The 21085-nt window shown below is 58.4% G+C and carries 20 protein-coding genes; 14 read left to right on the top strand and 6 right to left on the bottom strand.

The features are described from left to right. Positions 1-25: 25 nt before the first annotated feature. Entirely contained in the window at positions 26-1171 is a 1146-nt protein-coding gene (locus EPD60_RS04340; protein ID WP_131447220.1) for a S1C family serine protease, read from the bottom strand. A gap of 4 nt (positions 1172-1175) precedes the next feature. Next, on the bottom strand, positions 1176-1739 hold the full coding sequence (locus EPD60_RS04335; protein ID WP_131447218.1) for an RNA polymerase sigma factor: 564 nt from the start codon (positions 1737-1739) through the stop codon (positions 1176-1178). Positions 1740-1865: 126 nt separating this feature from the next. Between EPD60_RS04335 and EPD60_RS04330 the strand changes: the two genes are divergently transcribed. From EPD60_RS04330 to EPD60_RS04285, 11 genes are all read left to right on the top strand, one after another. Continuing rightward, positions 1866-2111 carry a hypothetical protein gene (locus tag EPD60_RS04330; protein ID WP_131447216.1) on the top strand — a complete coding sequence of 82 codons (246 nt, stop codon included), beginning with the start codon at positions 1866-1868 and terminating at the stop codon, positions 2109-2111. Positions 2112-2198: 87 nt separating this feature from the next. Further along, entirely contained in the window at positions 2199-2423 is a 225-nt protein-coding gene (locus EPD60_RS04325; RefSeq protein WP_131447214.1) for a hypothetical protein, read from the top strand. Positions 2424-2475: 52 nt separating this feature from the next. Beyond that, positions 2476-2712 (top strand): hypothetical protein, encoded by a 237-nt coding sequence (locus EPD60_RS04320; protein WP_131447212.1) that lies wholly within the window; start codon positions 2476-2478, stop codon positions 2710-2712. 281 nt (positions 2713-2993) lie between these two features. Beyond that, complete coding sequence (locus tag EPD60_RS04315) at positions 2994-4649, top strand: DEAD/DEAH box helicase (RefSeq protein WP_243647757.1); 1656 nt, start codon at positions 2994-2996, stop codon at positions 4647-4649. A 225-nt stretch (positions 4650-4874) separates the two neighbouring features. Further along, a complete protein-coding gene (locus EPD60_RS04310; RefSeq protein WP_131447210.1) occupies positions 4875-6062 on the top strand; it encodes a pyridoxal phosphate-dependent aminotransferase in 1188 nt (395 codons plus the stop codon). After that, positions 6059-6898: a prephenate dehydrogenase gene (locus tag EPD60_RS16845; RefSeq protein WP_165871409.1), complete on the top strand. Its 840-nt coding sequence runs from the start codon at positions 6059-6061 to the stop codon at positions 6896-6898. The genes EPD60_RS04310 and EPD60_RS16845 overlap by 4 nt, the downstream gene beginning before the upstream one ends. Positions 6899-6946: 48 nt before the next feature. Continuing rightward, positions 6947-8023 carry a chorismate mutase gene (locus EPD60_RS16840; RefSeq protein WP_165871408.1) on the top strand — a complete coding sequence of 359 codons (1077 nt, stop codon included), beginning with the start codon at positions 6947-6949 and terminating at the stop codon, positions 8021-8023. Beyond that, on the top strand, positions 8023-9033 hold the full coding sequence (gene aroB / locus EPD60_RS04300) for a 3-dehydroquinate synthase (protein ID WP_131447208.1): 1011 nt from the start codon (positions 8023-8025) through the stop codon (positions 9031-9033). The genes EPD60_RS16840 and aroB overlap by 1 nt, the downstream gene beginning before the upstream one ends. Next, positions 9033-10322: a 3-phosphoshikimate 1-carboxyvinyltransferase gene (aroA, locus tag EPD60_RS04295; RefSeq protein WP_131447206.1), complete on the top strand. Its 1290-nt coding sequence runs from the start codon at positions 9033-9035 to the stop codon at positions 10320-10322. Before aroB ends, aroA begins: the two co-directional genes overlap by 1 nt. A 9-nt stretch (positions 10323-10331) precedes the next feature. Further along, positions 10332-11327, top strand: coding sequence for a chorismate synthase (locus EPD60_RS04290; RefSeq protein WP_131447204.1), 996 nt, complete (start codon positions 10332-10334; stop codon positions 11325-11327). Beyond that, on the top strand, positions 11327-11641 hold the full coding sequence (locus tag EPD60_RS04285; RefSeq protein WP_131447202.1) for a thiamine-binding protein: 315 nt from the start codon (positions 11327-11329) through the stop codon (positions 11639-11641). Before EPD60_RS04290 ends, EPD60_RS04285 begins: the two co-directional genes overlap by 1 nt. 96 nt (positions 11642-11737) lie before the next feature. On the opposite strand, the gene EPD60_RS04280 is transcribed toward EPD60_RS04285, so the two are convergent. Further along, complete coding sequence (locus tag EPD60_RS04280; RefSeq protein ID WP_243647756.1) at positions 11738-12283, bottom strand: M15 family metallopeptidase; 546 nt, start codon at positions 12281-12283, stop codon at positions 11738-11740. A 163-nt stretch (positions 12284-12446) separates the two neighbouring features. Between EPD60_RS04280 and EPD60_RS04275 the strand changes: the two genes are divergently transcribed. From EPD60_RS04275 to EPD60_RS04265, 3 genes are all read left to right on the top strand, one after another. Further along, positions 12447-14144 (top strand): L,D-transpeptidase family protein, encoded by a 1698-nt coding sequence (locus EPD60_RS04275; RefSeq protein ID WP_131447198.1) that lies wholly within the window; start codon positions 12447-12449, stop codon positions 14142-14144. A gap of 9 nt (positions 14145-14153) precedes the next feature. After that, positions 14154-14600 (top strand): septal ring lytic transglycosylase RlpA family protein, encoded by a 447-nt coding sequence (locus EPD60_RS04270; protein WP_131447196.1) that lies wholly within the window; start codon positions 14154-14156, stop codon positions 14598-14600. Positions 14601-14683: 83 nt separating this feature from the next. Continuing rightward, positions 14684-16030, top strand: a complete 1347-nt coding sequence (locus tag EPD60_RS04265) for an OmpA family protein (protein ID WP_131447194.1) — start codon at positions 14684-14686, stop codon at positions 16028-16030. Positions 16031-16168: 138 nt separating this feature from the next. Here the strand turns inward: EPD60_RS04265 and EPD60_RS04260 are convergent, their stop codons facing one another. The 3 genes from EPD60_RS04260 to EPD60_RS04250 all read right to left on the bottom strand — a co-directional run. Continuing rightward, positions 16169-16957: a GNAT family N-acetyltransferase gene (locus EPD60_RS04260; protein WP_131447192.1), complete on the bottom strand. Its 789-nt coding sequence runs from the start codon at positions 16955-16957 to the stop codon at positions 16169-16171. A gap of 118 nt (positions 16958-17075) precedes the next feature. Beyond that, positions 17076-19892, bottom strand: a complete 2817-nt coding sequence (locus tag EPD60_RS04255) for a M1 family metallopeptidase (protein WP_131447190.1) — start codon at positions 19890-19892, stop codon at positions 17076-17078. A 26-nt stretch (positions 19893-19918) separates the two neighbouring features. After that, positions 19919-21085 (bottom strand): M1 family metallopeptidase (locus tag EPD60_RS04250; RefSeq protein WP_131447188.1); only part of this gene is annotated, 1167 nt, incomplete at its 5' end.

The raw sequence follows: 21085 nt of genomic DNA, 5'->3' as shown, positions 1-21085 counted from the left end.
CGGCTTTTCTTTTCGGAAATGGCTGTTACGAAACCTTCACCATATACACATACTCCTGCATCCGCTTTACCTGCTGCCTGCGGTCGAGCCCGCGGAGGCTGGAGCTTGCCGGCGCTTTAACGCGCTGGAAGGAGGTGTCGCTTTTGGCGAGCTGGGCGAGCGCCTGGTAGATATACTTCGACTGGGTGGCGAATACCACGTCTTCCGCGCTTGTCTGCTTCTGGCGGAGTACACCGATCACCTCGCCGTTGTGGTTGAGGATGGGACCGCCCGAGTTGCCCGGGTTGGCCGCGATGGCGATCTGGCAAGACAAGGTGTCGCCGTTGTAGCCGGTCTTGGCGGCCAGGTAGCCTTCGCCATACACCACGTCGTTGCGCGGGTAGCCAAGGGTGAATACGGGCTCGGCGATATCGGTGCCCGATTTGCGGAGCGAGTAGGGGAGTGCGCCGGGTGCTTTGAAGGCGGCGTCTTCGATCTTCAGGATGGCGAGGTCACGCTCCACATCGGAGAAGACCACGCGGGCTGTATAGTCGGTGCCGTTGCTGCCCTGCACGGCAATATTGCTGGCGTCGCGCACCACGTGAGCGCTCGTTACCACGAGGCCTTTTACGTCTACGAGGAAGCCGGTTCCGCCCGATGTGTACACGATGGGTGCGGCCCCGGACGTTGTGGGCGCGGTGCCCACCTTGGTCTGCACATCGCGCAGCGCGCGGTTTTGGATGATGTTTTCGTTTTTCAGCGACTTATTCTCCTGCTTCAGTGTGTTCATATCGCGGCGCAGCTCTTTCAGGTCGGAGCCTGCGGCGGTGGGAGATACCGACCACACGAGGGCCGAGATGGCCACGGCGGTGATGCCGGCGATGGAAGCGGCGATGGCGGCCGTGCGCTTGTAGCGGTGAAACAGGTAAGCGATGCGGGCGCGACCCTGGAGGCGGGGACTTTCAATGGCACCCTTCTCGGCAAGGTCGAGGTGCACCTCGCTGAGCATGCTCTTCAGCTGCCGCGTTTCCTCGAAGCGGTGCAGCTGCTGCATAAAGAAGGTATGCTCCACCACCAGCTGGTCGATCTCGGGGTTGCTTTTGCGGAGCCCTTCAAACCATACACGCTCATCGGGGCTCATCTGCCCGTTGATATAGCGTTCTACAGCTTCCAGTAAATTAAGGTCGTCCATATCCCTACAGTTCGTGTTTATACTGCGAAAAGAACAGTTTTTTTAGGCGCATCAGGCACTTGTACTTCTGGTTCTTGGCATTGTCGGCATTGGTATACCCGAATGCTGCGGCGATTTCCTGCATGCCTTTTTTCTGCAGGTAAAACGCTTCCAGCAGGCTGCGGCAGGGTTCCCCGAGGCCGCCGAGCGCCTTTTCCATCAGCTCGAAGTCCTGGTTGCGCTGCTCGTGCGTATCGAGGTCTTCCTCCACCGGCACCGTTTCGCCATGAGCTTCGCCCGTGATGAAGCGGTTTTGATGCAGCAGGCGCTTCAGCCAGAGGCGGCGGCTTACCGAGTAGAGGTAGGTCTTCAGCTGGCAGTGCAGCTCAAAACCGCCGGCGGTCACCTTTTCATAGAGTACCACAAGGGCCTCCTGGAAGATATCCTTCGCGTCCTCGGCTGTTCCGCTGTTGTTGACCACCAGGGCCTGCACCATATTAAAGTGCTCCTTATAGATGGTTTCCACCGCTTTGCGGTCGTTCCGGGCCAATCCCTGCAAAATGCTCGTTTCGTTCAGCGCTGCCTTCACCAATACCCTTTTTAATACGGGGTTTCGAAAATAGTAACCCGCATCAAGGGTTAAAAAATATTTTTCGGCGGGGCGGGTTACTTTCTTTTGGAAGCGGTATTAATACCCAAACAACCCGTTTTAACCATGAAGAAAGTATTGATTCTGGCCTTTTCCGCCGTGCTGATGGCTTCCTGCAACAGCGGTAGCGAACATGCGGAGACGGTAAAAGATTCAACCGTTCAGGCGATTGACTCTACGGGTGCGGCCCGCGTTGACTCTGTGGAAGCGGCTACCGACAGCCTGAAGACGAAGACCGAGAATACCTTCGAGAAGACTGATTCGGCTAATAAGGTACTGGTTGATTCTTCCGCTAAAGCCGGTAAAAAGTAATGTCTTCCTGCCCGGCGCTGTCACCTCCGACCGCTGAGCGCACACAAAACAGTTTTTGATTCCTCAACCCAATAAAAAAAACAGAAAATGAAAAAGTTCATCCTCTCTGCCGTAGTAGCAGTATCCCTCGTAGCCTGCAACAGCGGTAGCGAAACCAAAGAAACAAAAGACACGGTAACCACGGTTACGACTCCGGAGCCCGACACTACCCAGAAGATCATCACCACCGAGGTGACGACCGACACTACTGTGAAGCACGTTGATGGCAACGACCACAAAGAAGCTAAGGACACCGTTACCGTTAAGCACTAATTTCTCTTCGGTCCGGCGCCTTCAGGGCGCCGGTCCTTTTAAAAGAAGACCCATGAAAAAGATCCTGGTTATGCTGGCCGTTGCTGCCACCTTCACTGCCTGCAACAGCGGCAGCGAAAGCACTACTACCACCGACACTTCCGCAACCACCACCACGACCGTTTCTGCTGACACCGTTTCCGGTGCCAAAATGGGTGGCGACACCGCTGCCGCCGGCGTTGGGGTTACAGGTGACACCACCACACACGCTGCCGGTGCCGACACCGCCAGCCATGGCGGCGCTCACTAGGAGGACCGCTTGCCCCTCTGCAATAACGTTTTGAATGGTTTATTCATATGGCAAGCAATCGTACGGCCCGCCTTTTCAGGCGGGCTTTTTGTTTAAACGGGTAATATTCAACAAACAATGATCAATGTGCAAGGCTCAAGGCAGAGACGTACCCGCTTGAAAATTGAATATTGCCGGTTGAATATTGAACATTCCCCTGCCTTTATTGAACATTTAAGGCCGCTTTGGGCTTTAACCGACCTTTAAAAGGCTATTTTTGCATCTCATTTTTAAGTATTATCATGACATTTGATTCGCTTGGCCTGCAGGAATCCATCCTCCGCGCCGTTCAGGACCTCGGCTTTACCGAACCCACTTCGATCCAGGAAAAAGCTATCCCCGTCCTGCTTTCCGGTACCAAGGACCTCATCGGCCTCGCACAAACCGGCACCGGTAAAACCGCTGCCTTCGGCCTCCCGCTGCTGCAGCTCATCGATTCCGCAAAGCGCCACCCCCAGGCACTCATCGTTTGCCCTACCCGCGAGCTCTGCATGCAGATCGTGAACGAGATCGAGCTCTTTAAGAAATATGAGAAGGGCATCAACGTGGTCGCCGTTTACGGCGGCACCTCCATCATGCAGCAGATCCGCGACATCCGCCGCGGTGTGCAGGTGGTGGTAGCTACTCCCGGGCGCCTGATCGACCTCATCGAGCGCAAGGCCATCAACCTCGAGGAGATCGAGTACGTGGTGCTCGACGAAGCCGACGAAATGCTCTCCATGGGCTTCCAGGAAGACATTGAGTTCATTCTCCAGAACACCCCCCGACGCAACAGCACCTGGCTGTTCAGCGCCACCATGCCCCCGGAGATCCGCAAGGTGACGAAGAAGTATATGAAGGAGCCCTTCGAGATCACGGTTGGCACTAAGAACACCGCCAATAAGAATATCGATCACCAATTCTGTATTACGACGGCCCATCATCGCTACGAAACGCTGAAGCGCATCATCGACTTCAACCCGGGCATGTACGGCATCATTTTCACCCGCACCAAGGCCGATGCCCAGGAAGTGGCCGAAAAGCTTACCCGCGAAGGCTACGACATCGACGCCCTGCACGGCGACCTGTCGCAGGCACAGCGCGACAAGGTGATGGATGAGTTCCGCGAAAAGACCCTCCAGCTGCTGATCGCTACCGATGTGGCCGCCCGTGGTATCGACGTTTCCGGCATTACCCACGTCATCAACTTTGAACTTCCCGACGACGTCGAAGTTTATACACACCGCTCGGGTCGTACCGGCCGCGCGGGCAAAACCGGTGTTTGTCTTTCCATCGTGCACCAGCGGGAATCCTTTAAGATCCGCACCATCGAACGCATGGTTCAGGCTCCCTTCAATAGGGTGGATATCCCGACGGGGCGTGACGTTTGCCGCAAACAGTTCTTTTTCTTTATGGAAAAGCTGGTCCAGGCCGACATCAGCCACGGTGACTATGCAACATACCTGCCGATGCTGCAGGAGAAGTTTGCCGACATGAGCAAGGAAGAGGTGCTGCAGCGCGTAGCCGCCCTCGAATTTGACCGCTTCCTGCGTTATTATGAAAATTCCGAAGACCTCAACGTACGCCAGGGCGACCGTCGCGATGACCGCCGCGAGCGCACCCAGGACGGCCGCGCCGACCGCAAGGACAAGAAGTTCGCCGCCAGCAGCAGCGATATGGTGAAGCTGTTCGTCAACCTCGGCACCAAGGACGGTTTCTACAAGGCTTCCTTCCTGCAGTTCGTGCTCGATATGAGCGACCTTTCGAAAGACGTGCTCGGCCGCATCGACCTGAAAGAAATGAATACCTGGCTGGAAGTGGACAAGCGCGCCGCGCAGAAAATGATCGGCGCTATTGACGGCAAGAAATTCAAGGGCCGCCGGATCCGCATGAATGAGGCGGACTCGGTACGCCGATAAGGGATCGGGAATTTTCCAATCTGGAATCTGTTTGTTGAATTCAGATTCCAGATTTACAGATTCCAGATTGAAAGATTCTCTTTATATTTGGTTTGATGATGAACAACAAAGCATATCGTTGGTATTATTACTTCGTAATGGAGCCGGGATCGCTTTGTTCATACAGCATATAGAATTTAAAAAAAATGCATATACAAGGTCCCGGCGAAAGCCGGGACTTTTTTTATGCGCCCGATCAAGATGATTCAGACCGCAAAACGCCTCTCCGGTATCGGTGAATACTATTTCTCGCAAAAGCTGCGGGAGATCGACGCGCTCAACGCGGGTGGTGCCGACGTGATCAACCTGGGTATCGGCTCACCCGACGGCGCCCCCCATGCCTCCGTTATTGCCGCCCTGCAGGATGCCGCCGCCCGCCCCGACGTGCATGCCTACCAAAGCTATAAAGGCGCTGCCGCATTGCGCGGGGCGCTGGCTGCCTGGTATGGCCGCTGCTACGGCGTGCCCCTCGACCCGGCTACCGAGATCCTTCCCCTGATCGGTTCCAAGGAGGGCATCCTGCACCTGTGTATGACTTATCTCGACCCCGGCGACGAAGCCCTCGTGCCCAACCCGGGTTATCCCACCTACCGGAGTGCCGTAACTCTTGCCGGCGCGCGGGCGGTGGATTATCCGCTGCGGGCGGAAAACGGCTGGGAACCGGATTTTGAAGCCCTTGAAGCGAGTGACCTTTCGCGGGTGAAGCTGATGTGGGTGAACTACCCGCATATGCCTACCGGCACACTTCCTTCCAGGGGTCTTTTTGAAAAGCTCATTGCGTTCGGACGAAAGCACCACATCCTGATCTGCCACGACAATCCCTACAGCTTCATCCTCAACGATCACCCGCAAAGCATCCTGGCGGTGCCCGGTGCGCGCGAGGTGGCGGTGGAGCTCAACTCGCTCAGCAAGTCGCACAATATGGCGGGCTGGCGCATCGGGGTGCTGTGCGGTGCTAAGGAGCGCATCGATGACGTGCTGCGCTTCAAAAGCAATATGGACAGCGGCATGCTGCTGCCTGTACAGCTGGCGGCCGTGGCGGCCCTGGACCTCGACAGCTCCTGGCAGGAGTCGCTGAACGCCACCTACCGCGCCAGACGCGCCTTGGTGTATGCAATTCTCGACGCGCTGGGTTGTACCTACGACCCGGCGCAGGCAGGCCTCTTCGTCTGGGCCGCCGTGCCCGACCGGTGGGCCGACGGGTTTGCGCTGAGTGACGCCCTGCTACAGGAAGCCCGCGTTTTTCTCACACCGGGCGGCATCTTCGGCACCGAAGGGCAGGGCTACATCCGTGTGAGCCTGTGCGCTTCCGAAGCGCGCCTGCGCGCCGCCGCCGACCGCGTCCATTCATTTATTCAAAAACAACCCGCATGAAGCTTTGTGTAATCGGGCTTGGATTGATCGGCGGCTCCCTTGCGCTCGGCCTCCGCGACCGGGGAAGAGTCAGCCGGGTAACCGGTGTGGACAATAACGCTGTGCATGCAGCTACGGCCCTGCGGCTTGGGCTGTGCGACGAGGTGCTGCCGCTCGAAGAAGCCGTTCGCGGTGCCGATGCGGTCGCATTGGCTGTTCCCGTAGATATACTGTCGGTATTGCTGCCGCAGGTGCTGGATCTTGTGGACCGGCAGGTCGTATTCGACGTAGGCTCCACCAAAGGGCCGGTGCTGGCAGCCGTTGCCGGCCACCCGCTCCGGGGCCGCTTTGTGGCGGCGCACCCGATGTGGGGCACCGAGTACAGTGGACCTGAAGCTGCCGTGCACGGGGCCTTTGCCAGGAAAGCGGCTGTACTGTGCGATCGCGAATACTCCGACGCCGATGCGGCGCAGCTTGTTGAAGGCATCTTCCGCGACCTGGGCATGCACCTCGTGTATATGAAAGGTGCGGAGCACGACCTGCATGTGGCCTACGTCAGTCATATCTCGCACATCACTTCTTTTGCGCTGGCCAACACCGTGCTGGAAAAAGAGCGTGCCGACGCAGCCATTTTCGAGCTGGCGAGCGGTGGCTTCGAAAGCACCGTGCGCCTGGCAAAGAGCAGCCCGGCGATGTGGGTGCCCATCTTCCGCCAGAACCGCGACAACGTGCTTGATGTACTCAATGAGCACATCAGCCAGCTGCGCAAGTTCAAAGACTGCCTTGAAAAAGACAATTACGAATACCTGGCCGAGCTCATCACGCAGGCCAACACCATCAAACGCATCATTCGCTGAACCCGTCCGGCAGCGGCCTACTTTCGCTGCCGGCACTAAAACAGACACATGAAAACGACACCGACATCCGTGCTGGAAACCTGGAAAAAACGCCCCCTCATCATCAGCGGTCCCTGCAGCGCCGAAACCGAAGAGCAGGTGCTGGAAACCGCCACCCGCCTCGCCGCCACCGGCCGCGTGGATATGCTTCGTGCCGGCATCTGGAAGCCGCGCACCCGCCCCGGCTCCTTCGAGGGCGTTGGCACCAAAGGCCTGCCCTGGCTGCAGGCGGCAAAAAAGGCCACCGGCCTGCCCGCCGCCGTTGAAGTAGCGACCGGCAAGCAGGTGGAAGACGCCCTGCATTTCGGCGTCGACGTATTGTGGATCGGCGCCCGCACCACCGTCAATCCCTTCAGCGTACAGGAAGTGGCCGATGCCCTGCGCGGAGTCAGCGTTCCCGTGCTGATCAAAAACCCGATTAATCCCGACCTCGAACTATGGACCGGTGCCGTGGAGCGGGTGGCCAAATCGGGCATTACCGAGATCGGCCTCATCCACCGCGGCTTTTCATCGTATGGCAACACCGAATACCGCAACGCGCCGATGTGGCACCTCGCCATCGAGATGAAGCGCCGTAACCCGGATATGCTGCTGATTAACGACCCTTCGCATATCTGCGGGCGCCGCGACATCCTGCAGGAGGTGGCCCAGGAAGCCATCGACCTCGACTACGACGGGCTGATGATCGAAAGCCACATCACCCCCGACGAGGCCTGGAGCGACGCGAAGCAACAGATCACGCCCGAGCAGCTCGATGCGCTGCTTGCGGGGATTATCTGGAGAAAAGAAGAAGTGAGTTCCGAGGAAGCCCACGCCGTGCTGGAGCGGATGCGCCAGCAGATCAACCAGCTCGACGACGAGCTGCTGCAGTTGCTGGGGCAGCGGATGAAGATCGCCGACCAGATCGGGCAGTATAAAAAAGAAAACAACATCACCATCCTGCAGACGCGCCGCTGGAACGAGATCCTTGAGCGCGCCGTAAAGCGCGGCGAGCGCTTCGGGCTGTCGCAGGATTTTATCACCCGCTACCTCGACGCGGTGCACATGGAAAGCATCAACCACCAGAATAAAATCTTCAACAGCTGATGGAAACGAAAACCTTCCGGATCGGCGGTGCCGAAGTGGCCTGTCATTTCGATGGCAGCTTTGCGGAACTCCGGGACCTCACAGACCGTAAAACTACGGTACTCCTGACCGACGAGCACGTATTCGAGGCGCACCCGGCGAAGTTCAAAGGCTGGAATACCATTGTGCTGAAGCCGGGCGAAGCCTACAAGGTGCAGGCTACCGTGGACGCGGCCATCGGGCAGCTGCTCGATATGGGCGCCGACCGCGGCTGGACGCTCGTAGGCGTTGGCGGCGGCGTCGTTACCGACCTGGCGGGTTATATCGCTGCCATCTTCCTGCGGGGCATCCGTTGCGGTTTTGTGCCGACGACGCTGCTTGGCCTTGTGGATGCATCCATCGGCGGGAAGAACGGCATCGATGTCGGCGTTTATAAAAACCTCGTCGGCACCATCCGCCAGCCGGCATTTATTCTTCATGATCCATCGTTGTTAAAAACACTGCCGGACAGCGAATGGCGTTCCGGCTTTGCCGAGGTGATCAAGCACGCGGCCATCCGCGACGCCCAGCTTTTCCGCGAGCTCGAGGCTGCTGATATCGGTTTCTATAAAAAGAACAAGACAGCGCTTGCCGAACTCGTGGAGCGTAACGCCCTGCTCAAAACCCGCGTGGTGATGAGCGATGAGCGCGAAAGCGGCGAGCGCCGCCTGCTCAATTTCGGTCATACCCTGGGCCATGCGCTTGAGAACCAGTATGAGCTGACGCACGGCGAAGCGATCTCCATCGGGATGGCTTTTGCGGCGCGCCTTTCGGTGGAACGGCTCGGTTACAAGGAAGCGGACCGGCTAAAAGCGTTGCTGCAACAATATGGCCTGCCCACCGAAGCGGTTTACAAAAAAGAAAAGGTGCTGCCGGTGCTTGTGAAAGACAAAAAGAAACAAGGCGATCATATTCACTTTGTGCTCCTGGAAAAGACCGGCAAAGCCGTAGTAACGCCCATCACCATTAAGGAACTCGACAAAATGCTTTGATGAACGCAACTGTTTCGCCTTCCACCGTCTCGGGCACCTATGTGCCGCCTGCATCCAAAAGCGCCATGCAGCGCGCCTGCGCCGCCGCGCTGCTGCGTTCGGGAACGACCATACTTCACAACCCGGGTAATTCAGAAGACGATCGTGCCGCACTTGACCTGGTGACCCGGCTCGGCGCCCATGTGGCGAAAGATGAGTCCACGATCACGATCACTTCCAGGGGGGTGCAACCAAAAGAAGGACAGCTTCATTGCGGCGAGAGCGGCCTGTCGGTGCGTATGTTTACGCCCATTGCCGCCCTAAGCAGCCAGGAACTTACCATCACCGGGAGCGGTAGCCTGACGGCGAGGCCGCTTGATTTTTTCGACACGGTGCTTCCGCAGATCGGTGTGCGCGGTGGCAGTACGGCGGGGAAACTGCCGCTCCATGTACAGGGACCGCTGCAGCCCGCCGATATCACCATCGACGGCTCTTTATCCTCCCAATTTCTCACGGGCCTCCTGATGGCATATTCAGCAGCCGGTGCGCGGGGTGTCGCCCTTACCGTTAAGGGTCTCAACAGCAGGCCCTATATCGACCTGACGCTTGCCGTTATGCGTGATTTTGGTATGAAGGTCCCGCGCAACGACAATTATGAGTCCTTCGTGTTCGGCGATTCGGTACCAACTCCGGCAAAAGATCCGCTCCATTATACCGTGCAGGGTGATTGGAGTGGTGCGGCCTTTGGACTGGTTGCCGGCGCCATCGCCGGCAAACTGGAAGTAACCGGACTCGACGTGTTCAGCGAGCAGGCCGATAAAGCCATCCTGCGGGCGCTGATGCAGACCAACGTGGCCCTCAGTATCCGGGAGGACGGGATCTCGGTGGGAGGGCAGGCGGGCGGGGGAGGACTGAACCCTTTCCATTTCAACGCCACCGATTGTCCTGATCTTTTCCCGCCGCTGGTTGCCCTTGCTTCCTGCTGCGCGGGCACGTCGGTGATCGAAGGAGTGCATCGACTCGCGCACAAGGAGAGCAACCGCGCCCTGACCTTGCAGGATGAATTCGGTAAACTCGGGCTTTCCGTAGAACTACAGGATGACCTGATGATCGTTCGCGGCGGAACAGTTCTCCGGGGCGCAGCCGTTTCTGCGCGGCACGACCACCGCATTGCCATGGCTTTGGGGGTAGCGGCACTCCGGGCGGATGGCCCGGTGACAATTGAAGGAGCCGAAGCCGTCGGTAAATCCTACCCGCAATTCTGGGCACACCTGCAGCAGCTGGGTGCCTCCGTATCTTTAACCGGTTAATCGCATTTCATGAACCAGTTCGGCCGACTTTTCCGTATTTCCATATTTGGTGAATCGCATGGGCCCGCCGTGGGTATTACCATCGATGGCTGTCCTGCCGGGCTCCCGCTTTCCGAAGCCGATTTCGAAGCCGACCTGGAGCGGCGCAAGGGCGGACAGCAAAAAGGCACAACCCCCCGGAAGGAAGACGATATCCCGCAGTTTATAAGCGGGCTTTTCAATGGCAAAACCACCGGCGCGCCGCTGACGATACTTTTCCCGAATAACAATACCCGCTCCTCCGACTACGAAAAGCTACGGGCGGTGCCCCGTCCCGGCCATGCCGACATGGTGGCGCGCCAGAAGTTTGGCGGTCATGAAGACTACCGTGGCGGCGGGCATTTCAGCGGGCGGCTTACCGTGTGCCTGGTGGCAGCCGGTGTGGTGGCGAAAAAGCTTCTCGCTCAATGCAAGGTAGAAGCCCGCATCCTGGAGATCGGCGGCGAAACCGATCTCGAAAAAGGACTTCAGAAGGCGATCGATGCCAAGGATTCGGTGGGCGGTATCGTGGAATGCAGCGTCGCGGGTGTTCCGGCAGGTATTGGCGAGCCTTTTTTTGATTCGGTAGAATCGCGGATCGCCCATGCCGTTTTCAGCATCCCGGCGATCAAGGGCATCGAGTTCGGCGCCGGCTTCGCCGCGGCCCGCATGTTCGGCACGGAGCACAACGACGCCATCATAAATGCCGAAGGCGCTACGGCAACCAATCATGCCGGAGGCATTGTGGGCGGTATCAGCAACGGCAACGAGCTTCGCTTCCGTGTTGTGGTGAAGCCCACTTCGTCGACCCCGAAAGAGCAGGCAACATGGAATCTCGGGTCGGGCGCGGTGGAGCCATTTTCCGTAAAAGGCCGACATGATCTCTGCATCGCGCTTCGCGTGCCGCCTGTGCTGGAAGCCGTTGCCGCTGTCGTGCTGGCCGATCTTTTCCTCGAACAATCATTCATTCCCCGAATAATTTCCTGATGCATACGCATACCGTCAATGCTTCGCTGCAACTCGTTCCGATTGTCGAGGACCGTCATCCGTACGAATGGGTGGACGAGGCGATCGATATCATCAAAGCTTCCGGCATTGCCCACGAAGTAGGCCCTTTCTCTACTGTGCTCGAAGGCAGCTACGAAGCGGTAATGCACGTGTTTCATAACGTCAACGATCACCTGCAGCAGCGCGGCTGCGCCGAGTGGATCGTCAACTTCCAGCTGCAGGTGCGGGCCGGTGGCCCGATAACAGGGGAGGAGAAGGTGGAGAAGTTCAGGGACTTGGATCGACGGATGTAGTGTAGTCCAAATGATAATATTCAGCAATCAATATTCAATGTTCCAGTGGCAAGGCAAGTATCAACCCACTTGCAAATTGGATATTGAATATGAAAATTATCTCAGCGCTTTAAACGGCAGATCAAGCACTTCATAATCGCGGTCATTCGGCCAGTAGAAATGCCACCATTCGGTACTGAGCACGGAAAATCCTTTTGCTTCCATCACACCGCGCAACAGGCGCCGGTTGGCGAGCACGCCGTCGGGCAGGTTCCGGTAATCGGAATGCGCGCTGTCGGAGAAGTTGTCGAAGCCGGTGCCCATGTTCAACTCGTTTCCGCTTTTCAGGTCTACCAGCGTGAGGTCTACAGCCAGCCCGCGGTTATGTCCCGAGCCCTTCGCGGGGTTTGCCACATAGCGCTCGTCGTGCACCAGCTCCCACATCAGGCGGGTTGCGGCATGCGGCCGGTACGCATCGAATATCCGGAGCCCGATCCCTTGTTGCCGCAGGCTGTCCTGCACCGAGGCCAGCGCCCGCGCCGGCAGAAGCCGCAGGAAGGTGCGATTGCCCTTCGGGTACAGGCGGCGCCCGGTAAAGTTGTTTTCGGTTGCATAACGCAGATCGTAGCGGATGCCGGGCGATAAAGTATGGAGTTCCACCATGCGTTTGAGGCTATCCTGCCGAACGGTGTTCCTGTAAATTTTTGTTTTCCCGACAATTCGTATATTTTGTGCCCGGCTGAGCTCCGGCACCATTGTTGTTAGGAGCAGCGCGGCCACGGCGAGGCAGGTCCCCGGCTTGTTTCGTTGCATAATCGAACCGTTCATGAAGTGTACGCCAATATCCGTTTTTTCCGGCATATGCCTGGCCCTGTTGCTGCTATCCGTACCTGCGTGTAAAGCGAAGCGAAAGCCCCTGCACATTGGTCAGAAGCAGGTGGTGGAGCGGCCGGAAGAGCTGCCGCAAACGGTTTCCGATATCCTGGCTGCCACCCTCGAGGATGCGCGCGACAGCAATAGCCGCAACGCCTTTGCGCTTCGCCATCCCGATGTGATCGACGCCTTGTACCAGCAAACGAAATATAGCCCGCTGTGGTCGAACGACAGCATCTGGACGCCCGCTGTGGACAGCCTGATGGGACTGCTGCGCGACGCACGCCGCTTTGGTCTTTTCCCGGAAGATTACGGTCTGCACCGGCTCGATTCCATGACGCAGAAGGCGCGCAGCGACACCAGCCGCAGCACCCGCCTCGACGCGGCGCTCTGGGCAGCCACCGATCTTTACCTCACTTCGGCACTCGTGGAGTTCGGCACCGACCTGCACGTCAGCCGCCTGCAGCCCGACAGCCTGCGCCGCCGCGACAGCAGCCTCACGCCGGCATTCTACTGGAAAATGCTCGGCGACCTGCGCACGCTGCCCACCGATTCGTTTGCGCGCACCCTGGAACCACCATACCCCGCTTACCACGAGCTGAAATTTGCACTTGCGCGCTTCCTGAAGAAGGCGAAGTTTAAAAAATACACCCACGTCAACCCGAAGGATTCGCTCCACCTTGCTGCCCAGGTGCGCAGGCGGCTTTCCGAAGACTCGCTGGGCGCCGATGAAAGCCTGCCCGACTCCGTGGCGCTGGCGGGCGTCGTAAAAAAATACCAGAAGCGCGAGGGTCTGCCCGCCGACGGGCGCATCAGCCCCGAACTGATCGCGCACCTCAACCTGTCGAATGATGAAAAATTCCTGATCGTAGCCATCAATCTCGATCGCTACAAGAGTCTTCCGGCGGTGGTGCCCGAGGAATACGTGTGGGTGAACATCCCGACCTACCAGCTCCAGGTGATCCGGGACGACTCTGTTCGCCTGCGCTCCAAGGTAGTGGTGGGGAAGCCCGAGACGCGTACCCCGGTGCTGGCCAGCGCCATCAACAACATGATGACCTACCCGCAGTGGACCATTCCGCCGTCGATCATCAGCAAAGACATCCTTCCGGCCCTTCAGCGCGACCCGGGTTACCTGGCGCGCAAAGGCTACAGCCTCCTCGACACCAACCGCAACGAGGTGGATCCCTACGCGGTGAAGTGGAGCAGATACAAAAAGGAGATACCTTTCAAGGTTGTGCAGGGCAGCGGCGACGACAATGCGTTGGGAGTGCTGAAGTTCAATTTTCCCAATAAGTTCTCGGTGTACCTGCACGATACGAACCAGCGCTCGTACTTTGGCCGGAGCAAGCGCGCGCTCAGTCATGGTTGCGTGCGGGTAGAGTCCTGGTACAGCCTGGCAACCTACCTGCTGCGCCGCGACTCGCTGCTGCTGGCCGCCGATACTGCCACCAGGGTCAAGGCTTTGCCGGTGGATTCGCTCGACAGCTGGCTGGCGCAGAAGAAGCGCCGGTACGTCCCGGTGCGGCGCCCGATGCCGGTGTTCCTGCGCTACGTGACCGCCGAGGGTAAGGAGGGAAAACTGGTATTCCACGAGGATATCTATGGTGAAGACCGCCGGCTGAGGCAGGCGTGGTTCGCCAAAAAATAAACACTGCCTATGCGACGTTTGCTGATTCTTCTCGCCTGTTCGGCCTCTCTCAGCGCTGCTTCCCAGGATGCGGCGCTGGCCACCACACGGGAAAACACGCCGCCCGCCGAAACACCCGGAGAAGCCGACCCGCGGCTCACCGTTGCTTCGATGCGCGCGCTCTATGGCACCGCCAGCTATTACGCGGAAAAATTCAACGGGCGGCAAACCGCTACCGGCGCCGTGTACGATAGCCGCAAGCTATCGGCCGCGTGTAACCGGCTGCCGCTCGGAACCTGGATCCGGGTAACCAACCTGCGCAACAAGCGGGTAGTGATCGTGCAGGTCAACGACCGTCTCCACCCTAAAAACCCCCGCCTTGTCGATATGAGCCGGATCGCCGCCGAACGCCTTGGATATATCGGCCGCGGGCTTACCCAGGTGAAGGTGGAAGTGCTGTCAAAACGAGGCGGTTAGCCTGCCGGTAACGGGTATAAATAAATTCTCTTTTTCTGGTTTGACCTGTTATTTTTGCCCCGATTAATCAATCCTAGCGCATTATGAAGAAAGTACTGGTGACAATGCTGGCGATCGCTTGCAGTAACGCCGTTTTTGCACAGGCCACCCCGAAGAACGCTTATAAAAGACCCAGCGCCCTCGGCCTGAGTTTTTTCATGAACGACTATCTCACGGCCAACCGTATCCGCACTACCTCGTTCAACCAGGTGATCAACAACGGGACGCGTGCCCGTTTTAGTGAGATGGACCCTGGTATCGGAGTACATTACTTCCGTGGTCTTCACAATAATATCGACTTCGCCGGTACCATCGGCGGCTCGTTCCCCCGCGTCATCATGAAGGACGGCACCACCAACGGCAGCAGCAGCCTGCAGCTCGAAGCGGATGCGTCGGCGCAGTTCAAGCTGTTTTCCGACCGCTATGTGCTCACCCCTTATGTTACCGCCGGCATCGGAGCCTCCTGGTACAAGCAAACCTTCGACGCCATCATCCCCGCAGGTATCGGCCTGAAGGTGAACCTCTTTAACGAAGCCGCACTCTTCACCGACGCTACTTACCGCATCCCGGTGACCGACCGCGCCAACAACTATCATTTCGTGTACCGCATCGGCTATGCCGGCAACCTCCGTCCCCGCAAGAAAGCGGAAGAGGTGAAGCCGGTGCCGGTAGCACCCGTTGACACCGACAACGACGGCATCGTCGATTCGCTCGACAAGTGCCCGACCGTTCCCGGTATCGAAAAATACCAGGGCTGCCCGATCCCCGATACCGACCACGATGGTATCAACGACGAAGAGGACAAGTGCCCCACCCAGCCCGGTACCGCCAAGTACCAGGGTTGCCCGATCCCCGATACGGACCTGGACGGCATCAACGATGAAGAAGACAAATGCCCCACGGAGCGCGGCGTTCCCCGCTACCAGGGCTGCCCCATCCCCGATACCGATAAGGATGGTGTAAACGACGAAGAAGATAAATGCCCCACGCTCGCCGGCACCGCCGCCAACAATGGCTGCCCCGAAGTGAAGCAGGAAACGATCGTTCGCATGAACAAGTCGGCTTCGCGTATCTACTTCGCCACCGGTAAGTCCACGCTGCTGAAGACATCCAATGCAGCCCTCGCTGAGGTTGCCAAGCTGATGTCCGAAGACAAAGACCTGAAGCTGTACATCGAAGGCCACACCGACAACGTGGGCAAGGATGATTACAACCAGAAGCTCTCTGAGGACCGCGCCGCGGCTGTGCGCACCGCACTGCTGGCCCGTGGTGTTCCGGAAAGCCGCATCCAGTCGCAGGGCTTCGGTGAAACCAAGCCGATCGCCGACAACAAGACGGCTGCCGGCCGCGCCAAGAATCGCCGCGTGGTGATGCGTCCGAGCTACGAATAAGTAAACCAAAGCCAATCCATAAGAAAAGCGCCCTTCGGGGCGCTTTTCGTTTTTTGATCTCCGATCTCCGATGTCTGATTTGTTTGTCGATCGAAATATCAAGAGATGTATTTCGGACTTAAAATCGGACATCGGAGATCAGCGATCCTTAAATAGTTTAACCCACCAGGGAAGTCGGTTGATCATCAGCTGGGGGTAAAGCTCTTCGCGGGCACCGAAGGATTGGTAAAAGAATGCCAGGTTGCGCAGGTCGCTGCCTTCGAAGTCGAGCAGGAGCGGGGTGCCGGCATGCTCGCGGATAAAAGCGTCGATAAGCAGGTGTGAGGCACCCAGGGTACGGCCATTGGGATGGTTGCCCACCAACAGGTAATAAGCCCTCCGGCTGTCCCGTAGAAATACGGCCGAGGCGAGCAGGGCGCCGTCGCGGCCGCGGATGCCGCGGGTGCAGGCCTGCCCGCGGCCTTCCAGTTTTGTATAAAGACGCGAAAAGCTGGCCAGCCCCTGCTCATCGCTGCTATGGGCGCGCCCGAGCTCAATGATATCTGCGAGGGGTGTTCCTTTTTCTTCGCTGCAGCCATACTGGAGCGCTTTCCGGATGTTGCGCCGGATATTTTCGCGGTAAGCCGCACGGAGTTCGTCGTATCCGGGTGAAAGATCCAGCACGTAGTTGGCACGCAACCGCGATGCCGCGCCGGGTACGGCCAGCTTGTTGCCGGCGTTGAGCGGCAGCTCCACCAGGCGGAAATGTTTCGGGATGGCTTCAATAAAACGCCCGAGCAACGCCGGATCCGGAGCATTGGCAAAAAGCCCGAGCTGCGCTGTGAGAAAGGGCTGGAAAACGTAGCGGATGCCGGCTTTGCGGCGCCAGGGCAGGGGAAAGAGCGCCTGATAATCGCCCTGCACGAGTGCGTCCCAGCCGGGGCTCATGGCATCGAGGTACGTGGAAGCAGCATAGATATTGCCATTGGCAAAGCCTTCCAGGGCCGCGTCCCAGCGCGCCTTGTCGATATCGGCGTGTTGCAGGTATGTGATGGAATCGCGCAGGTTAAAGCAGCATTTGGTGTTTGAGAAACCGGGATGCTTTCTCCAGGTCGATACTGAAGGTCATCGTCCGGAAAAAGCGGTTGTCGGGGTAAATCGAGCGGGTATACTCGCGGTAAATCTTGCTGTATACCACCGGGAAATAAAAGTTCACCACACCCGAAAGCAGGGGCAGGTGCAGGCCCGCATCAAACAGGAAGCGATCGGTGGAGGCGCCGGGCTTCCAGGCGCCGCTGTAGGTGCCGATATCGAAAAAGAGGTGCAGCGGGACCTTTACCGGCAATACCGACAGCGGATTGATCCGCGCCGGGATGCTGGTGTTGAAATTGAGCGCCGCCAGCCAGTCGTCGCTGCGGCCAACCGGTTCGGAAAGCAGCGGCGTGCGGATCTTGAACCCGCCGTCGCGGATAGCGATCTGTTGTGAGCGGAAACCCTCGAACTCGTTGCGGGCGGCGAAATAATGGCTGTACGTAAAGTCTTCGTCGCCACCGGCACCGCTCAGCGTGAGCATGTAGCGACCGGGGTAAAACCCGGTGGGATAATCACTCCGGTTGCGGTCGTAAAAGAATTTGCCGGCAAAGAGGCGTACCGACAGGCCGCCTTCGCGTGCGTAGTTGAAAAAGTAAGAGCCTTCCAGATTGAGGCGGGTGAAGTAGGCCGATTGCTGCACCCAGAATGCCGCCGCATAAGGATACAAGGCCCGGTCGTCGGCGATGGAAAAGCGCAGCTGGTGCACCGCGTAGCGGAGATCGGCTTTGCCGCCCGCCAGTAATATCGCGGTGTCGGTGCCGGTGATGATGGTATCGAAGGAACTCCGGAAAACGTCTTCGCCGAGGAAGAAGGTTTTCCACTGGATGCTGCGGTAGCGCGTGCTGCGCGGGTCGCGGTTGCGCAGCGTTACCTCCGCGCCCGGTACGACCTTAAAGAAGCGCGAGTAAAGGGTCCTCTTTTTTTCATCGGTGAACTCATCGCGCGAGAAGGTGCTTCCGTTGACAAAGACCTCGGCCTTATGCACCCGGCCGGTGAAATACTTTGAATACGACAACCGCCCAAGACCGTTCCATTGCTTCGAGCCGGTGGCATAGAGCGGCACCGCGAGCACCTGCAGCGCGGAAGGAGGGAGGCCGTAGTTGGTGAGCACCGCGCCCACCATCAGCTTGTCGTAGCCGTTGGCTCCGATGGTGGGTGCCAGCAGCCAGGGTTTGCGGTAGGGTTCATTGATATATGCCCTGATACTCCGCGGGGTGAAGGGCGTTACCCAGCCGTTGGATCCCCGCTCATTGGCCGGCAATGGCCCCGTGCGGTGCAGGTACGACCAATGCCGGTCGGCGCGCGCCGTTCCCATCCACGACGCCAGGTGATCGTGAAATGCGCCGTGCGTAACGTGTGATCCGGCATGCCCCGAAAACCAGGCCTGCATCATCTGCCGCATGCTGTCGGTGCCCAGCTCGCGCTCGATCCCTTCCATCCAGCGCGCGGTTTTGTAATAAACCACCATCGCGTAATTATACTGGTGAAAGGAGTCCGACGTGGTGGCGATTGGCTGGTCGCGCAGCTGGTATTCGAGAGTCTTGAGCAGGCGCTCCTCGGCCTGCGGCTGCGGACCGTAAACGCGTGTCATGTACTTGCGCTCGAAGTACGTGTTGATGCCCTCATCAAGCCAGGGATCGGTGCGCTCGTTGTTGGCCAGCAGCCCCTGGAACCAGTTGTGTCCTATTTCATGGGTAATGACTTCATCGAGACGCTTTGAATCGCTGGCCGGACCGATCAGTGTTATCGAAGGATACTCCATCCCGCTGCCGGCGCCACCGGCGGGGCCCTGCACGATGCTTACAACGGGGTAGGGATATTCGCCCGCTTCGGCGGAATAAAAGCGGAGGGCACGCTTTGCAAAGACCAGGCTGCTGTCCCACTGCTGGTCGTGGACTTTCGTATAATAACTCTTTACCAGTACCGAACGGCCCGAAGGCAGGAGACAGGTGTCTTGCTTTTTGATAAGGTCGGGGTCAGCGAACCAGGCAAAGTCGTGCACGTCCTGCTGTGCAAAGCGAACCGTTTTCGGCGCGGCGGGCGCCGGTTCCACGGGCTTTGTTCCCGGCTTTGCATTCACCTTCCCGCGAACGGAATTCTTTACCGGCTGGACCAGCATCACAGCGCCGTTGGTGTCGTTGCCCTCTACGAGGGTGCCCGTGGCTGCAATCACATAATCCGAAGGAAGCGTGATGCTGACTTCATAGTTGCCGAACTCATTGTAAAACTCGCCCTGGTCCAGGTAGGGCATCGGGTGCCAGCCCTGCGCATCGTATACCGCGGGCTTCGGGTACCACTGTGTTGCCTGGATGCTGCGGCCTTCATAACCGCCGCGTGAAAAGTTGCGCGGCAGCTTCACATGAAAGGGCGTTGTAATGCCGGCGCTGTCGCCGGGAGCCAGCGGTGCCGGCAGCAGCAGCCGGATGATATCGATATGCTGCGGGTGGTCTTCGGTGCGCGCCACCTGCCCGTTCACGCGGAAGTCGAGGCGGTTGATATACCCCCGCTCGCTTTCATCGGCGAAGTAGGCACGTGTGTCACCGTTGCGGAGTTGCTGGTCTACGTAGGCAGTGCGGTCGTTCTTGTACGCGTTGGGCCAAACATGAAACCAGATAAAACGCAACGTGTCGGGCGACCGGTTGTAATAGGTGATCCGCTCAAAGCCATCGAGCGTCCGGGCACGGGCGTCGAGCTGCACGTCGATCCGGTGGTCGACGCGCTGCTGCCATTGCTGGGCCGATGCGCCAACGCGCACCAACAGCAGCAGGGCAAAAAGGAGCAGGTTCTTCACGCGCCTAATTTAGACCAAAAACACTCCTAATCAGCGAAAGGTCCGGCAGTGTTCAGGTCGGCGAAATACTTGCTCAGATCCGTCCGGAAAAGACCCTGAATGGTTCGCTGAAAATCCTCGGGATAGGGGTGCCGGAACTGCCACTCACGGAAGTACAGCTTCATGGCGGCGCGGAATGCATCCCTGCCCACGGCCGTCTCCAGTCGGTGCATCCACACAGCTGTTTTGTGATAGGACACCATCCCGTACTCGTTGTCGTTTTTGAAGCTCGTCGCCGGGATATTGATCGGCTGGGTGGTTTTCATGTCATTCATGAATGTGTACACGAGCTTCAGCAGGTTGTCGGTGCTCCCGATCCGCTCCATCGGCTGGGGTTTCGAGCCAAGCACGAGCAGCGTGTTGTATTTCTGCACCGAGTAAAGGTTCTCGTAATAGGTGTTGAAGCCCTCGTCCATCCAGGTAAAGTCGCGCTCGTTGGTGCTCACCATCATCGGGAACCAGTTGTGCCCCACCTCGTGCCCGATCACAACATCCAGCTCCATATCCGAAGCCTTGGGCATGTTGATGAGCGTGATCATCGGGTATTCCATTCCGCCCGACGATTTGTTGCCCGGCCCTTCCACTGCCTGCACGGTCGGGTAGGCATAATCGCCGATCAGCGTGGAATAGCTACGCACGGCGCTTTTGATGAAGTCGGTGCTTTTACTCCAGCCGGCTACGGCCTCGTCGTGGTGAAAAGCAAAAACGTCGATGACGGGCTTGCCGGGTGCCAGCTGCAGGGTGTCGTAGCGGATGCGGAAGGTCTTGTCGGCAAACCACGCGAAGTCCGTGACGTTCCGGGCGGTAAAGTGTAATGTTTTCTCCGGCGCGGTGGCAGTATAGGGTGTGGCATAACCGGAAGTACCTAACTCGATATAGCGGCGGCGCTCGTCTTCGTTCTGCAGCACGCCAGTGGCGCCCACCACGTAGCTGCCGGGAAGGGTGATGCGCACATCGTAGTTGCCGAAATCGTTGTAATATTCACCCATATCAAGGTAGGGCATCGGGTGCCATCCTTTCCGGTCGTACACGGCCGCTTTCGGGTACCATTGGCAGGCCATATAGCTCTGGTCGATGTGGCCGCCGCGCGATGTGTAGGTGGGAAGCTTCGTCAGGAACGGCGTGCGGATCCGCACCGAGTCGCCGCTGCGCAG

The sequence above is a fragment of the Flaviaestuariibacter flavus genome (assembly GCF_004337505.1).
In the GTDB taxonomy this organism is placed as follows: domain Bacteria; phylum Bacteroidota; class Bacteroidia; order Chitinophagales; family Chitinophagaceae; genus Flavisolibacter; species Flavisolibacter flavus.
This window is presented reverse-complemented; position numbering and strand designations above follow the sequence as displayed.

Excerpts from the sequence above, each read along its gene's own strand:
- EPD60_RS04340 (WP_131447220.1), bottom strand. The coding sequence starts at position 1,171 with ATGGACGACCTTAATTTACTGGAAGCTGTAGAACGCTATATCAACGGG.
- EPD60_RS04330 (WP_131447216.1), top strand. The coding sequence starts at position 1,866 with ATGAAGAAAGTATTGATTCTGGCCTTTTCCGCCGTGCTGATGGCTTCC.
- EPD60_RS04325 (WP_131447214.1), top strand. The coding sequence starts at position 2,199 with ATGAAAAAGTTCATCCTCTCTGCCGTAGTAGCAGTATCCCTCGTAGCC.
- EPD60_RS04320 (WP_131447212.1), top strand. The coding sequence starts at position 2,476 with ATGAAAAAGATCCTGGTTATGCTGGCCGTTGCTGCCACCTTCACTGCC.
- EPD60_RS04315 (WP_243647757.1), top strand. The coding sequence starts at position 2,994 with ATGACATTTGATTCGCTTGGCCTGCAGGAATCCATCCTCCGCGCCGTT.
- EPD60_RS04310 (WP_131447210.1), top strand. The coding sequence starts at position 4,875 with ATGCGCCCGATCAAGATGATTCAGACCGCAAAACGCCTCTCCGGTATC.
- EPD60_RS16845 (WP_165871409.1), top strand. The coding sequence starts at position 6,059 with ATGAAGCTTTGTGTAATCGGGCTTGGATTGATCGGCGGCTCCCTTGCG.
- EPD60_RS16840 (WP_165871408.1), top strand. The coding sequence starts at position 6,947 with ATGAAAACGACACCGACATCCGTGCTGGAAACCTGGAAAAAACGCCCC.
- aroB (WP_131447208.1), top strand. The coding sequence starts at position 8,023 with ATGGAAACGAAAACCTTCCGGATCGGCGGTGCCGAAGTGGCCTGTCAT.
- aroA (WP_131447206.1), top strand. The coding sequence starts at position 9,033 with ATGAACGCAACTGTTTCGCCTTCCACCGTCTCGGGCACCTATGTGCCG.
- EPD60_RS04290 (WP_131447204.1), top strand. The coding sequence starts at position 10,332 with ATGAACCAGTTCGGCCGACTTTTCCGTATTTCCATATTTGGTGAATCG.
- EPD60_RS04285 (WP_131447202.1), top strand. The coding sequence starts at position 11,327 with ATGCATACGCATACCGTCAATGCTTCGCTGCAACTCGTTCCGATTGTC.
- EPD60_RS04280 (WP_243647756.1), bottom strand. The coding sequence starts at position 12,283 with ATGGTGGAACTCCATACTTTATCGCCCGGCATCCGCTACGATCTGCGT.
- EPD60_RS04275 (WP_131447198.1), top strand. The coding sequence starts at position 12,447 with ATGAAGTGTACGCCAATATCCGTTTTTTCCGGCATATGCCTGGCCCTG.
- EPD60_RS04270 (WP_131447196.1), top strand. The coding sequence starts at position 14,154 with ATGCGACGTTTGCTGATTCTTCTCGCCTGTTCGGCCTCTCTCAGCGCT.
- EPD60_RS04265 (WP_131447194.1), top strand. The coding sequence starts at position 14,684 with ATGAAGAAAGTACTGGTGACAATGCTGGCGATCGCTTGCAGTAACGCC.
- EPD60_RS04260 (WP_131447192.1), bottom strand. The coding sequence starts at position 16,957 with ATGAGCCCCGGCTGGGACGCACTCGTGCAGGGCGATTATCAGGCGCTC.